Below are 14456 nucleotides of genomic sequence, written 5' to 3' on the forward strand. Positions count from 1 at the left end.
GTGGCGGGCGCTCTAGATCATCTCGTTCTTCGTCAGCCACCGCATCACCGGCCACCCGACGAACACGGGCAGCCAGCAGGTGAGCAACCGATACAGCAGGACGGACGGCACGCCGACGGCCGCCGGCACGCCGAAGGCAGCCAGCCCACCGATCAGCGCCGCCTCCACGGCCCCGACGCCGCCGGGTGTCGGCGCGGCGGAGGCCAGCGTTCCGCCGACCATGGTGACCACGGTGACGGTGACGAACGTCGTGCCGCCGCCGAAGGCTTCGACGCTGGCCCAAAGAGCCAGCGCCGCACCGAGAGTGGTGCCCGCGCAACCGAGCAGAATCAGCGCCAGTCGCCGCGGCTCGCGGGCCAGCTTGACCAGGTCACCGGTCACCTCGTTGAGCTTCGGGCGCACCTCCGTGGCCAGCCATCGCCGCGACTTGGGCACGAACAACAAGGTGCCGACGATGCCCAGCGCCACCCCGCCGATCAGGTACAGCATCGTGGCGCTCGGCACGAAGTGCGACAGGTGCATCGAGGCGCCCGCCACCGCGCTGAAGAAGATCAATAGCGCGAGGTGCACGATCACCTGCACGGCCTGCTGCAGCGCGACCGCGGCGGTGGCCCGCATCGCCGACAGGCCGCTCTTCTGCAGATACCGGGTGGACAGCGCGAGCCCACCCACTCCGGCGGGCGTGGTGGTTGCGGCAAAGGTGTTGGCCACCTGGACGAATGACAGCCGCCAATAGTTCACCGTCCCGTCGGTGCATGCCCACAGAGCCGCGGCGGCCCCCAGGTACGTCAGCGCCGACACCGCCAGCCCGAGCAGCGCGAACCACCAGTTCGCGCTCCTCAGCTGGGAGAAGAAGGTGGGCGCGGTGCTGATGAACGGATACGCGACATAGACCAGCGCGCCGAAGAGCACCAGCTGAATGATCTGGCCGCGGGTGAACCGGGTGATGGGCTGGGCCTTGATCTGGTCGGCACCGGTCTGCCGCTTAACTTCCGCGCGGGTGGCCGAGATGACGGCGCCCGCGTCCGAGATCGACTTCCGAATCGCCCGTGGCACGGCAACTTTGGTCAACCGACGCGACGCGCTCAGGATGGTGTCTCGGTCGAACGCGTCGATGGCCGCGGCCACCGCCGATTTCGGGTCATACAGGGCCGAGGTGGTCACCAGCAGCTGCGCGATGTCAGATTGCAGTTGGGCTTCCGTGGCGCCGTATTCGGCGCTGTGGAAGCCACCGAAGAGCACGGCGTCGCCGTCGACGGTGATCTCGTTGCCACGCAGGTCGCCGTGCGCGATCTGCTGGTCGTTGAGGGTCCGCAGCGACCGCCACACCCGGTCCACCGGCGTGGACTGCGCGCATCGGCTCAGGGGCAAGCCACGGGGTGGCTTGTGCGAGTAGAGGATCCAGCCCCGGTCGAGCGTGGCGACCGCGATCGTCGAGGTGTTCGCCAGGTCCATGTCCCCGATGGCGATCGTCATCAGCGCGCGATGCTCGACGGCGCGGCGCATCGAGGTTACCAGCGGCCCGGTCTCGGTGTCGCGCAGCCGCAGCTTGATCCAGAGTTGGCGCAGCGTGCCGCCGCTGCGCTGATGCGGGCCGTACAACTCGACGACCGCCGCGCGGTCGGGCTCCTCGCACCCGGCCGAAAGAACCAGCGGCCCGCGGCCGGCCGGCCGGACCACGGTGAGCCGCGAGACGACGAACCCGCGCCTGGCCATCGCGCGCACGGCGGCCTCCAGGGGCACCTCGAGCGCGGGGGTGCCGACAACCAGGACCACCAGCGAGCCGACCAGCCACCCGACCGCCAGCCCCAACAGCGCGCGGGCCGGCACGATCGCGCTGACCACGAGGTGGATCGGCACGAAGGCCAGCAGCAGGGCCCACCACCAATGCCGCCAGCGCGCGGGCAGCCACGGCCCCGAGACGGTCAGCACGGCCGCCAGCATGCCGATCCAGCGCGGGTCGTCGAGGAACTGGCCCAACACGGTCTGCAGGCGTTCGGAGAGGTCGAAGTGCCAGCGGGGCGCCGAAAACCCGTTGCCGCCAATTGAGAGCGGCAGCGCCGCGAGCAGCGCGGCGGCGGCGTATGCGCCGAGGAGCTTCCATTGCCGCCCGACGATCAGGCCGATCAAGATCATGAACGGCAGGGCCAGGATCGCCACGCCGTAGCCGAGGTACACCAGGTCGGACTGCCGCGGGGAGAGCACGCCGACGATCTGCGAGATGGACTTTTCCAGGGCCTCCCACTGCGGCCGGGTGATCAACGAACTCGTGATCACCGCCGCGAGTAAGGTCGCGCTCGCCGCGAGCCGCAGGATGTCGTTGGTGCGCCGGGTCAGCGGTTGCAGCAAGCTGCCGGAAACGCTGATCTCGCGCCCGTCGACTCGCATGGTGTGACGATCCTTCGGATCCGTTCGGCGCCGCCCATCGACCTGCTCGCCGGCTCGCCGACAACTTAACGCCGATAGCCGGTTCCGCGACAACTCTCACCCGCCCGGCGCGCGTACGGTCGACTAGGTAGGCGAACTATCGATTCGGAGGACGCGGGTGGCCAGGACCGACAACGACAGCTGGGAAATCACCGAGAGCGTGGGGGCGACGGCCCTCGGTGTGGCGGCGGCGCGCGCCGCGGAGACCGACAGCGAGAACCCGCTGATCTCCGACGAGTTCGCCCGGGTGTTTCTGCACGCCGCCGGCGAGGGCATGTGGAACTGGTTCGCGGCGCCCAACCTGCCCGCCCAGATCGCCGAGGCCGCGCCCGACCTCAAACCGCGCATGCAGGGGATGGTCGACTACATGGCGACGCGGACGGCGTTCTTCGACGAGTTCTTCCTCGCCGCGACCCGCTCCGGCATCCGCCAGGCGGTGATCCTGGCCGCGGGCCTGGACGCGCGCGCATGGCGGCTGCCCTGGCCGGACGGCACCACCGTCTACGAGCTGGACCAGCCCCGGGTGCTGGAATGGAAGCTGTCGACGTTGCGCGACAACGGCGCCGAGCCGACCTGCCGCCTGGTGCACGTCCCCGTCGACATGCGCCAGGACTGGCCGGAGGCCCTGCGGCGGGCCGGTTTTGACGACTCGGCGCCGAGCGTTTGGTCGGCCGAGGGTTTGTTGCCGTTCCTGCCGGCGGCCGCCCAGGAGCTTTTGTTCGAGCGCGTCCAGGCGCTCAGTACCCCCGGCAGCCGAATCGCCGTGGAGGCGCCCGGACCCGACTTTCTCGACGAGGCCGCCATCGCCAAGCGGCGTTCGGACATGCAGCGGGTCCGCGACCTGATGGCCAAGCTCGAGCCGGAACGCGACATCCCCGACGTGGCCGACCTGTGGTATTTCGAGGAGCGCGAGGACGTCGGCGACTGGTTGTCCCGCCACGGCTGGGATGTGACGGTGACCCCGGCCGAGCAGCTGATGGCCGGCTACGACCGCAGACCCCCGCAGGATGTCGAAGACGCCGCCCCCAAGACCCTTTTCGTGGCGGCCGAGCGGACCGAAAGGAACTGAGCAGGAATGAGCACAGCCAGAAGCGACAACGACAGCTGGGAGATCACCGAAAGCGTCGGGGCGACCGCGCTGGGCGTGGCCTCGGCCCGCGCGGCCGAAACCCGCAGCGAGAACCCGTTGATCCGCGACCCGTTCGCGCAGGTTTTCCTCGATGCCGCCGGCGACGGGGTGTGGAACTGGCACTCGGCCCCGCAGCTCCCCGACGAACTCGTCGAGGCCGAACCCGAGTTGCCGCTGCAGATGCGGGCAATGGTCGGCTACATGGCCTCGCGGACAAAATTTTTCGACGAGTTCTTCCTGGCCGCTACCCGCGCCGGCATCCGCCAGGCGGTGATCCTGGCGGCGGGCCTGGACGCGCGGGCATGGCGGCTGCCCTGGCCGGATGGCACCACGGTCTACGAGCTGGACCAGCCCCGGGTGCTGGACTTCAAATTGTCGACGTTGGCCGACCACGGGGCGCAGCCCGCGTGCACCCGGGTCGCCGTCCCGGTGGACCTGCGCCATGACTGGCCGAAGACGTTGCAGCAGGCCGGTTTTGACCCGTCGGCACCCAGCGCGTGGTCGGCCGAGGGGCTGATGCCGTACCTGCCGGCCGCCGCCCAGGAGCTGCTGTTCGAACGCGTGCACGGGCTCACCGCTCCCGGCAGCCGGGTGGCCGTCGAGGCGTTGGGACCCAAGTTCCTCGACCCGGAGTTCCGCGCGAGGCGTCGTGAGCGGATGGACCGCGTCCGCGCGCTGATGGCGCGGGTGGCCCCGGACCGCGAGGTGCCCAGAACCGAGGAGCTGTGGTACTTCGAGGAGCGCGAGGACGTCGGTGACTGGTTCCGTCGCCACGGCTGGAGCGTGACGGTCACCCCGTCCGACCAGCTGATGGCCGGCTATGACCGCGCGGCACCCAAAGAGGTCGCGGATGCGGTGCCGGGAAACCTGTTCGTGGCGGCGGAACGCACCACCTAACCGTCCGCCGCTTTCCGGCCGGCGCGCCAATGCCGGTATCCGCGCCGCGCCGCGAACGCGCCGACGACGGCGGTCACGCACCACACCGCGATCGCCGCGTACGTCAACGGCGACGACGGGTTCGCGATCGAGGCGCCCAGCGCGGTGTAGACGAACGCGCGCGGCACCGAACCGATGAACGATCCGACGACCATCTGCCACAACGGAACTCCGAACGCCCCGAACGCGTAGGAGGCGAGCGCGTCGGAGATCCCGGGAACGAAGCGCTGGCCGACGACCGCCCACAGCCCGCGGCGTTCGATCAGCGCGTCGATGCGGTCGGCCCGCTTCGGCCCCAGCAGCGCCCGCGCGCTGTCCCGGCCGGCCCGGTGGCCGATGCGGCTGGCGACGATCGCGGTACCGACCGTCGCGCCCAGCGTCACGACGACGCCGAGCAGGGGGCCGAACAGCAGCCCGCTGGCCGCGGCCAGGATCGAGCCCGGCACGAACAACGCGCCCAGGACGGCCGACGCCACCACGTAGGTGACCGGCGCCGCCGGTCCCGTCGCCGAGACCACGCGCCGCACCTCCTCCACGTGGACGACTCGGGCGACGGCCACCAGGTAGAACATCACCAGCAGGAAGCCGACGAACACGGCAAGCCGCACGATGTGGGTTCGCCGAGAGCTGAGTTCCGATGCCGGTTCGGAATCGTCGTTGTCGTCCATGCCGCCCTTCACGTGGTCGGCGCCGCGGCCCGCAACCGCTGCGCCAGTCCGGTCGCGCGCACGGCGCGGCGCTCGATGGCCGCGCGCACCGAAGCCTCGGAACCGGCCACCCGAACCTTGGCCTTCGCCCGCGTCACGGCCGTGTAGAACAATTCGCGCGTCAGCAGCCGCGAGTCCTCGGGCGGCATCAACACCGTCACCTCGTCGGCCTGGCTGCCCTGACTCTTGTGAATGGTCATGGCGTGCATGGTCTGGATGTCGGTGAGCCGGCTGGTCGCGAAGCCCAGCGTTCCGGTGGCGCCGGCGATGACGGCCCGCAGCCCGCCGTCGCTTACCACGACCACTCCGGTGTCGCCGTTGTAGACCTTGAGCCCATAGTCGTTGGCCGTCACCAACACTGGCCGTCCGGCGTACCACGCCGACGACACGTGCTGACCGGTCTCCTCCGAGAGCCAGCGCTCCACCTGCCGATTCCAGTGCGACACCCCGTACGGACCGTGCCGATGCGCGCACAACAGCCGGTGCTCGTCGAGCGCCGCCAACGCCGCCTCGGTGGCGCCGAGGACCGCGGCCTGCCGCACCCGCAGCGCGTACGGCACCAGCACCGAGCGCAGCGCCCCGGTGGGCCCGTCGGCGTCCAGCCATTCGATGTGCTCGCCGCCGGCCCGCAGCAACCCCACAACACGGTCCGCGTCGCCGATCCGGATCGCTTCGGCCAGCGCACCGATCGACTCGCCGAATCGATGCGGCGTGCGCAGCGCCGCGATCCGCACGTCGTCGCGGGAGGTCAGCCCGTCCACCAGATCGGCCAGCACCGCACCGGCTTCCACCGAGGCCAGCTGGTTCGGGTCGCCAACCAGGATCAGCCGCGTGTCGGGCCGCACGGCCTCCAGCAGCCGGGCCATCATCGTCAGCGACACCATCGACGTCTCGTCCACGACGATGACGTCGTGCGGCAGCCGGTTGCCGCGGTTGTGCTTGAACCGCACCGACGTATCCGGTCGCGAACCCAGCAGCCGATGCAGCGTCGTGGCTTGCAGCCCGGCCAGCCGCGCGCGGTCCGCCGCGTCCAACCGCCGCACCTCGGCCGCCACCGCCTCGGCGAGCCGCGCCGCCGCCTTGCCGGTCGGCGCGGCCAGCGCGATCCGGGGCCGTGGGAGGCCGCCGAGCTCGGCCTGCCCGGCCAGCAGAGCCAGCAGCCGCGCCACCGTGGTGGTCTTGCCGGTGCCTGGCCCACCGGTCAGCACGGTAACCGCTTGCGAGACCGCGATTTCCGCGGCCGCCCGCTGCTCGTCATAGCCGGGTGGGAAAAGCCGCTCGAAGACGGGCGTTTCGCCGCTGGCCCGGGGTACGGACAGCGCGAGCAGGTCGGCGCACACCTGCTCCTCCTCGAGCCAGTACCGGTCCAGGTACAACAGCTCGCCGAACAGCCGCAGCACCGGTGGCGTGCCGAGCAGTGGACTGGCCCGCACGGCGGCCATCCATTCCGCGGGGTCGGGCCACGGCAGGTCCGCGACACCGACTTGCGTTGCCACCGCCCGCAGGTCCACGCACACCGAACCGCCCCGCAGCGCGCGCACCAGCAGCGCGACCGCCAGCGCCACCCGCTCGTCGCCCTCACCCGCGAGCGCCGTAAGCCGTTGCGCCACATGAATATCGGCGGCCTCGAAGACGCCAGCTTCGGTGTAGGACCGCAGCAAGCCCTCGGCGGCGATCGCCTCCAGCGTCACGCGGCCGCCCTCCCATCGAGCAGGTCCGACAACTCGGCGATCAGCGACGAGGGCGGCCGCCAGCTGAACACACCCGACGGGTGACCGTCGACCACGGGCGTGGCCGCGCCGCACATCCCGCGCACGAACAGGTAGAGGACGCCGCCAAGGTGCCGGCCGGGGTCGTAGTCCGGCACGCGCCAACGCAGGAACCGGTGCAGCACAACGCTGTACAGCAGCGCCTGCAGCGGATAATCCGAGTGCAGCATCGCCTCGACCAGGCGCGGCCGGTCGTAATCGGTGGACGTCAACGGCCGGTCGGGATCGCCGAGCCAGTTGGTTTTGTAATCGACCACCAGATAGCGATGCGACGCGCCGTCGGGCACACGCAACACGGCGTCGACGGACCCGGTGAGATAGCCGCGCAACGGTTGGTCACCGAGGGGCCGGCTCGTCAACCGGTCGGCATAGGACGCCAGCGGGTCGTCGGTTGGTAGGTGCGCGCGCAGCAACGCCCCCATGTCCGCCAGCCGGATCTCGGGCGCGGGCGAGCCCAGATCCCCACCGGCCAGCGGGAACTCGAAGTCCAGCTCGCGCAGCCGATCCGACAGCCCGATCTGGCGCAGCGTCAGGTCGCCGGCCAGTGGGCCCAGTGGCGTCTCGTGCATCGGCAGCATGGCCGCGGCCAGCACGTCCGGGGCCACGTCGACCGGCCACCACACCGAGTGTCTGCGGATGCGCGCCTGCAGCTCGGCGGCCAGGTCGGTGGCCAGCGGGTCGGCGGTCTCGAGCACGGCGTGCACCAGCGTGCCGAACTTCGCACCCACCGGCAGCTCGGCCATCGGCGACGGCACCTCGGGCCCGGATGCGGCCTGGGTCAACGGGATTTCGCCGACTTCGTCGTCCAGTTCGGTGACCTCCGGCTCGCTACCCACCCCGGTGGACTCGGCCACCCGGATGAGACCGGAGTAGGAGGTGCGCCGCCACCCCGTGTCGATGATGCGGTGAAAGTGGCGGCTGTCGAGGCCCGACGGCACCGGCCCGGACGGCATGGGCGGCGCCGCGGCCACCACCGACGGCTCGATCACCGGGCCGCCGGCCGCCTCCCACTCCCGCAACCGGGCGAGCGCGTCGGCGTCGGTGATCTTCGCCGGCTCGCATCGGTCGGGCACGAACGGCTCGTTCGGCCGGCGGCCGCGCAGCAGCCGGGACAGGCCTCCGTTGGGTTCGTCGAACGCCGGCGCCCACCACGCGACGACCTGAGCCTGGGCGCGGGTGAGCGCCACGTAGGTCAGCCGGCTGTCGTCGCTGGCGTCCTCTTTGCGGCCCAGTTTCTCGACATCCTTGAAGTCCGGGCTGTCCTTGCCGCCGATGTGCAGGCAGCGCACGCCCTCGTCGTGGAACAACACCACGTCGCGGTCCTGGGTATTGCGGTTGAACGCGAACGGCAGATACACGATCGGGTATTGCAGGCCCTTGCTCACGAACACCGTCATGACCTGCACGGCCGCGGCGTCACTGTCCAGGCGCCGGTTGCGTTCGGGTGCGCCGGCGCGTTCGTCGCGTTGCCTGCGCAGCCAGTCTCGCAGCGCGGGCAGGCTGGCGCGCTCCCGGTGCGCGACCTCCTGCAGCAACTGGGCGATGTGCGCCAGGTCGGTCATATGGCGTTCGCCGCCGTGGGCCGACAGCACCCGATCGCCCATGCCCGAAAGCTGGGCCGCCTCGAAGATGGCGGCGACTCCGCGTTCGCGGGCGTGGCCGGCCCACTCCCGCAACGTTTCCGCGACCCGATCGGTCAGCGCGTCACCGCCGGCCGCCAGGGATTCCGCGGTCTCGCCGAAGAACATCGTGGCCGCCGCGGCGCGCACCATGCCGGGCCGGTGCGGCTGGTCGAACGCCTCCAGCAGGCACAGCCAATCTTCGGCGGCGTCGGAGGCGAACACGTCGGAGTCACCGGTGTAAACCGCCGGCACGTCCGCGTCGCACAGCGCCTTGAAGCAGGCGGCGGCGTCCTTGTGCTTCTCCACGATCACGGCGATGTCGCGGGCCTGCAGCGGCCTGCCGGCGAACGTCGCGCCACCCGCCAGCAGCGCGCGGATATCGGCGGCGAGGTCGGCGCCGATGTGCGCCCGCAGCTCGTCGATGGGCAGGTTCTGAATCCCGCTGCGCCCCAAACTTTCCCGCTGCACCACCCGCAACCGGAACGGGTCATTGCGCGGCGCCCCGGCGAGCCGGTGACCCTGGTGGTAGGCGTCGACGTTGTCCACCACGATCGCGGGGTCGCCGAGTTGGGCGCCCCGCAGCACCACCTGCAGCCGCTCGACGAGCGCCGCGTCGGTGCGCCAATTGATGGCCAGCGTCTTCTGCTCGCCCGCCGTCTCGGCCGCCCGCAGGTACGTCACGATGTCGCCGCCGCGAAACGCGTAGATGGCCTGCTTGGGATCACCGATGAGAATCACGGTGGAGCGCCCGCTGAACGCGCGGTCGATCACCTGCCATTGCACCGGGTCGGTGTCCTGGAACTCGTCGACCATGACGATCGGCCAGCGGTGATGCATGCGTAGCCGAGCGGGGGAGTCGTCGGTGGCCAGCGCGTCGGCGAGCCGGCTCAGCAGGTCGTCGTAGCCGAGCACGCCCAGGCGTCGTTTGCGCGTATCCAGTTCCGCGAGAACGTCTTCGGCGAACGTCACGCAGACGGCGGCCCGCGAACCGGGCTCGGGGTCCAGCGGCCGCAGCTGCGTCGACGGGTTCTTGACCACCTCGCGCGCCAGCCGCAGCGCCTCGCGGTAACCCAGCGCCGGATCGTCGCGCTCCTGCCCGAAGTGGGCGAGGTACAGGTCGTCGACGATCTCGACGATCAGCTCGTCGAGGCTCTCCAGCAGCGTGACGTTCGCGGCGGTGTCACCGGCCACGCCCAGCGACTTCAACACCAGCTGGCAGAACTGGTGCGTGGTGGCGATGGTCGCCGCGTCGAAGCCGGCCAGCGCGTCGCGGAGGCGTTGCTTGCGCGCCGCGCATTCGTCCTCGGTGCCGTCCAGCAGGTACGCCACCAACTCGTTGGCGCCGGCGCCGTCGCCGAAAGCGGCCACGGCCTCGACCATTTGGCCGCGGACCCGCTCGCGCAGCTCCTGGCTGGCGGCCCGGCCGAACGTGATGAGCAACATCTGGTCCAGCGTCGCCGCGCCCTCGGCGACATAGCGGGTCACCAGGCCGGCCAGCGCGAAAGTCTTGCCGGTGCCGGCGCTGGCCTGCAGCACGGTGGTGGACCGATCGGCGGGCAGCGGGCCGAGCAGGTCGAAACGCTCGATCGCCTGCTTCATGTCAGGGTTTCCTCTCGGCGCGCAGCATCGGCAGCCAAACCCGGGCGGCGTATGCGCCCAGCCGGGTGTCCTCGCCGTCGTGCTCCTCACCCGGGCGCGGCGGCTGCATCAGATCGGTCAGCCGCGCGTTCTTGCCCCAGGCCCGCACGTGGGCGGGCGCGGCGTCCTCCGCGGGGTATCGGTCGCTGGATTTCCACCGGTATTGCGCCTCGCGCAGCGGATCGTCGCCGCAGTGCCGCGCGGCCGCCCAGGCGTAGGACGTCTTGATGGGCAACGGAATCGGCTCCCGGCGCCCCGCGTCGTAGATCGCCACCAGCTCGCGCAGCAGCGCCACGGCGTCCTCGTGGGGCCGCCCGAGCCCCTCCACCCGCGGGGTGGTTCCCCTCTTCAGGCGGCCGATGCACACCGCCGACCAGTCGCGGCCCGGATCGTGAGCGATCAACGCCAGCAACGGAATCCACGACTCGAGTAAATGCTTGCCGTCGAGCTTGGAGTACGTCACCGACACCAGCCGCTCCCCGTACACCGGTGACACCGTGCCCGTGAGCCGGCGCCCGCGGCCGAGATCGATGTCGACGTCGTACGCGCGGGCGTCGGCCCGGCGGTGCCGCTGCGCCGCGGCCGCCAGCAGGGCGGCCTGATCGCGGATCTCCGCCGCCCTGCGCCAACCCAGTTGCCCGGGCGGCAACGTCCCCCGCCGCCACTCGGCCTGCCGCGCGTCGTCGGGCGTCCACCCGCGCAGGATGTCGCCCAGCATGCGGTCGCCGACCGTCCACTCCTCGAGGGCGTCGAGGTCGACGGGCATGGCGTCCTGCACGCCGTCGACGTCCCGCGGCAGCGTGAACTCCAGCGCGCGGAAGAAGCCCTTGACCGGGTCCTTGAAGAAGCCGATGAGGTCGGCGAGGATGACGTCGTCGGCGGGTGGTGGTGGCAGCGGTCCCGAAATGAACTTGGGCGCGTCGCCGCGCTCGCCGGTGGCCGCCCGCGCCGCCCGCAGCGCCGTCGGGTCGAAGCTGAAGGGAACCTTCGGCACCAGCTTTCCCGGGATGACGTTGCGAACGTCGAAGGGCTGCAACGGATGCTCGACGACGATGCGCCCGCGAATCTTGTCCGCGGTGGTTATGTCCAGCGTGTCCAGAAGTTCGGCCAACGGCACCGCCGGCGGGCGCGGCTGGCCCGAGTATTCGTTGGCGCCGGTGTAGGTGATCACCAGCTTCTCGGTGGCCGCCCCGATCGCGTCGAGCAGCAATTGCCGGTCCTCCGAGCGGATGTCGCGTTCGCCGGTCATCGGGTCGCGCGCCAGCGCGTCGTCGCCGTCGACCACACCGAGCCGGGGAAACACCCCGTCGTCGAGGCCCACCAGGCACACCACCCGGTGCGGCACCGAGCGCATCGGGACCATGGTGCACACCGTCAGCGTGCCGGTGCGGAAGTTGGCCCGCGTCGGGCGGCCGGCGAGGCGTCCGTGCAGCAGCGCCCGGATGTCGGGCAGCCGCAGCAGGGTATCGGCCCGCGGCCCGGCGTCGGCCAACGTCGAAGCGAACTCCCGTTGCAGCTGCGCGGTCTGCCACAGGTCGGAGTCGTCGACGCGGGTCAACAGGCCGATGCCGTCGGCCAGCGCGGCCAGCCAGTCGCGTAACGGCCGGGCGCCCGTGAGCGAGTCGGCCACGCGCTGCAGCCGGGCCACGAATTCGGCGAACTGGCCGGCCAATTCGACGCGGTTGCTGCTGACATCGTCGAGCGGCAACGTCGCGTCGATCCAGGCGTGCGAGTCGTCGGACATCGCGACGCCGGCCAGCACCCGGTCGATGCCGAAACGCCAAGTGTTGTGCACGAAGTCGACGTGGTACGGCCGCCGGTGTTCCTGATCGAACCCCCACCGGATGTTCGCCTGCCGGACCCAGCGGGTGATGGCCTCCAGATCGTCGTCGGTGAAACCGAAGCGGGCGCGCACCGGCGCGGCCTCGGCGAAGTCGAGCACCTCGCTGGCGGTCGCCCTGCCGCCCGCCAGCGCCAGCAGCCGCGAGGCGACCCCGAGCAGCGGATTCGTTTGCAGCGGTGAGCGGTCCGCGAGCTTTACTCGCAGTCGGTGCGCGGGATGCGCGCCTTGCACCACGTCGCCGAGCCCGAAGTCGGCGACGATCAGCGGCGCATACGTCTCGATGTCCGGGCACATCACCAGGATGTCGCGCGGCTGAAGCGTGGGGTCGTCCTGCAGCAGGCCGAGCAGCACCTCGCGCAGCACGTCGACCTGGCGCGCAGGGCCGTGACAGTTGTGTACCTGCACCGAGCGATCGTCGGCGGCGAGCTTACGCCCTTGGCGCCGAACGGCATTCGCGGCGATGTCGGATTGCAGCCAGCCGAGCAGCGTGTCGGGACGTTCCGGTGCCGGAAGGTACTCGTCGGTGCTGGGATCGGCGGGCAGGCCGCGTTGCAGTTCGCGCAGGTCGCGCCCGAGCGTCGCCAGCAGCGGATGGCCCACGACGCGGTGGCTGGTGTCCGCGCGGCGGGGGATCGCGCCGCGGGCGCCGGCCAGCGCGCGCCACAGTTGGTCGCTGGGATGTGGCAGCCACAGGTGCAGGTCGTGGTGGGCGGACAACGCGTCCAGCAGCTCCACGTCGGTGCACGCCAATCGGGTGTGCCCGAACAGCGACAGTCGCGACGGCAGGTGGGTGCGGCCCTCGCGCAGCCGGGTCACGGTCGTGTGATGCCGGATGTGCGGGGGATCGGCGGGCACCGCGGCCACCAGCGCCCGCCAGAGCTCCGGCTGCCAGGCCAGGTCGGGGTCGAGGTCGCCGACCTCGCCCGCCAGCCAGTCGGCGAGCAGCCGCGGACGCTGCCTGGCATACGAGGCGAACAAGCCGGCCAGCCGGCGCGCCACCGAGTAGCGCCGCCCGCGGCGCAGCTCCGCCTCGGCCTCCGTCGGCGCGAAGTGACCCAAATGCGTTGCCAGCGTGCGACACCACGGCTCGTCCAGGGAGCAGTCGATCACCTCCAACAGCGGCCAGGCCATCGCGTCCGGCGACCATGGATCCTCCTCGGCCGTGCCGGTGAGTTCGGCGATCAGGGAGCCGGGACTCCGGAACGCCACCCCGGCGCACACCCCGTCGCCGCCGCGGTCGCGCCCGAGCACATGCGACAACCGCTGACTGAGCCAGCGTTCGACGCCGCGCGCCGGCACCAGAACCAGTTCTTCGGTGAACGGGTCGGCCAGCGGGTTGGCCAGCAGGGCGCCGAGGCCGTCGGCAAGGAGGTCGGTGCGCTCGGCACGGTGGAGATGAAGCGCCATCGCGGTGCCACGATAGCCCCGGACACCGACAAGGGTTGGTGGTTATGGCCTACTTGGCCAGCGTGAACTGGTTGATGTCGATATAGCCGTCGCGGAAGGCCTGGGCGCAACCGGTCAGATACCGCATGTAGCGGTCGTAGACCTCTTCGGATTGGATCGCGATCGCCTCGTTCCGGTGCGCCTCGAGCGCCGCGGCCCACAGGTCAAGGGTGCGGGCGTAGTGCAGCTGCAGCGACTGCCTGCGGACCAGGTTGAAACCCATCTTCGACGCGTGGAACTCCACCATCTCGATCGGCGGCAACTGCCCACCGGGGAAGATCTCGGCGGCGATGAAGTCGTTGAAGCTGGTCTGCTCTTCGGTCATCGGCAGGCCGTGCTCGACGATCTGCTCCGGGGTCAGCATGGTGATCGTGTGCAGCAGCATCACCCCGTCGTCGGGCAGGACGTGGTGGGCCATCTCGAAGAAATCGTCATAGCGGTCATAGCCGAAGTGCTCGAACGCGCCGATGGAGACGATCCGGTCGACGGGCTCGTCGAACTGTTCCCAGCCCTGTAGCAGCACCCGCCTGCTGTGCGGGGTGTTCATCGCGTCGAACAGCTTCTGCACGTGGGCGGCCTGGTGCTTGGACAGCGTCAGACCGACGACGTCCACGTCGTACTTCTCGATCGCGCGGCGCATCGTGGCGCCCCAGCCGCACCCGACGTCCAACAGCGTCATCCCGGGGTGCAACCCCAGCTTGCCGAGCGCCAGGTCCATCTTGCGGAGCTGCGCCTCTTCCAGCGGGATATCTCGCATGCGATCGAAGTACGCGCAGCTGTAGGTCATGGTGGGGTCGAGGAACAGCCGGAAGAAGTCGTCGGACAGGTCGTAGTGCGCCTGGACTTCCTCGAAATGCGGCGTCAGGTGTGTCATGCCGGCTACGCGCCTTCCTGCATCCGGGGCCACTCAGCTGGTTCACGAGCGCGCGGTGCAGCTGG

General features: G+C 70.7%; 8 protein-coding genes. 2 read left to right on the plus strand and 6 right to left on the minus strand.

What is annotated here, in order from left to right; all coding sequences use genetic code 11:
* Positions 1 to 12 precede the first annotated feature (12 nt).
* Complete coding sequence (locus KXD96_RS07345; protein WP_260743894.1) at positions 13 to 2388, minus strand: lysylphosphatidylglycerol synthase transmembrane domain-containing protein; 2376 nt, start codon at positions 2386 to 2388, stop codon at positions 13 to 15.
* A gap of 157 nt (positions 2389 to 2545) precedes the next feature.
* Here KXD96_RS07345 and KXD96_RS07350 point away from each other — a divergent pair, with 157 nt between their 5' ends.
* Both KXD96_RS07350 and KXD96_RS07355 read left to right on the plus strand, forming a co-directional pair.
* Positions 2546 to 3496: a class I SAM-dependent methyltransferase gene (locus tag KXD96_RS07350; RefSeq protein WP_260743895.1), complete on the plus strand. Its 951-nt coding sequence runs from the start codon at positions 2546 to 2548 to the stop codon at positions 3494 to 3496.
* 6 nt (positions 3497 to 3502) lie between these two features.
* Positions 3503 to 4453, plus strand: a complete 951-nt coding sequence (locus KXD96_RS07355) for a class I SAM-dependent methyltransferase (RefSeq protein WP_260743896.1) — start codon at positions 3503 to 3505, stop codon at positions 4451 to 4453.
* Here KXD96_RS07355 and KXD96_RS07360 read toward each other — a convergent pair.
* Genes KXD96_RS07360 through KXD96_RS07380 form a run of 5 tightly spaced genes read right to left on the minus strand, consistent with a single transcriptional unit; the run spans position 4450 to position 14391 of the window.
* Positions 4450 to 5160, minus strand: a complete 711-nt coding sequence (locus tag KXD96_RS07360; protein WP_260743897.1) for a TVP38/TMEM64 family protein — start codon at positions 5158 to 5160, stop codon at positions 4450 to 4452. The two genes, KXD96_RS07355 and KXD96_RS07360, sit on opposite strands and share 4 nt — an antisense overlap.
* 8 nt (positions 5161 to 5168) lie before the next feature.
* Entirely contained in the window at positions 5169 to 6890 is a 1722-nt protein-coding gene (gene recD, locus KXD96_RS07365) for an exodeoxyribonuclease V subunit alpha (protein ID WP_260743898.1), read from the minus strand.
* Positions 6887 to 10177 (minus strand): exodeoxyribonuclease V subunit beta, encoded by a 3291-nt coding sequence (gene recB / locus KXD96_RS07370; RefSeq protein ID WP_260745263.1) that lies wholly within the window; start codon positions 10175 to 10177, stop codon positions 6887 to 6889. Before recB ends, recD begins: the two co-directional genes overlap by 4 nt.
* Before the next feature lie 13 nt (positions 10178 to 10190).
* Positions 10191 to 13478 (minus strand): exodeoxyribonuclease V subunit gamma, encoded by a 3288-nt coding sequence (recC, locus tag KXD96_RS07375; RefSeq protein WP_260743899.1) that lies wholly within the window; start codon positions 13476 to 13478, stop codon positions 10191 to 10193.
* Between the two features lie 49 nt (positions 13479 to 13527).
* Positions 13528 to 14391: a cyclopropane mycolic acid synthase family methyltransferase gene (locus KXD96_RS07380; protein WP_260743900.1), complete on the minus strand. Its 864-nt coding sequence runs from the start codon at positions 14389 to 14391 to the stop codon at positions 13528 to 13530.
* Positions 14392 to 14456: the final 65 nt, after the last annotated feature.

This window comes from Mycobacterium sp. SMC-2, from assembly GCF_025263485.1.
Classification (GTDB): Bacteria; Actinomycetota; Actinomycetes; order Mycobacteriales; family Mycobacteriaceae; genus Mycobacterium.

What these genes read in the sequence shown, in the direction of transcription:
- recC (WP_260743899.1), bottom strand. Translation starts at nt 13,478, where the DNA reads ATGGCGCTTCATCTCCACCGTGCCGAGCGCACCGACCTCCTTGCCGAC.
- KXD96_RS07360 (WP_260743897.1), bottom strand. Translation starts at nt 5,160, where the DNA reads ATGGACGACAACGACGATTCCGAACCGGCATCGGAACTCAGCTCTCGG.
- KXD96_RS07380 (WP_260743900.1), bottom strand. Translation starts at nt 14,391, where the DNA reads ATGACACACCTGACGCCGCATTTCGAGGAAGTCCAGGCGCACTACGAC.
- KXD96_RS07345 (WP_260743894.1), bottom strand. Translation starts at nt 2,388, where the DNA reads ATGCGAGTCGACGGGCGCGAGATCAGCGTTTCCGGCAGCTTGCTGCAA.
- KXD96_RS07355 (WP_260743896.1), top strand. Translation starts at nt 3,503, where the DNA reads ATGAGCACAGCCAGAAGCGACAACGACAGCTGGGAGATCACCGAAAGC.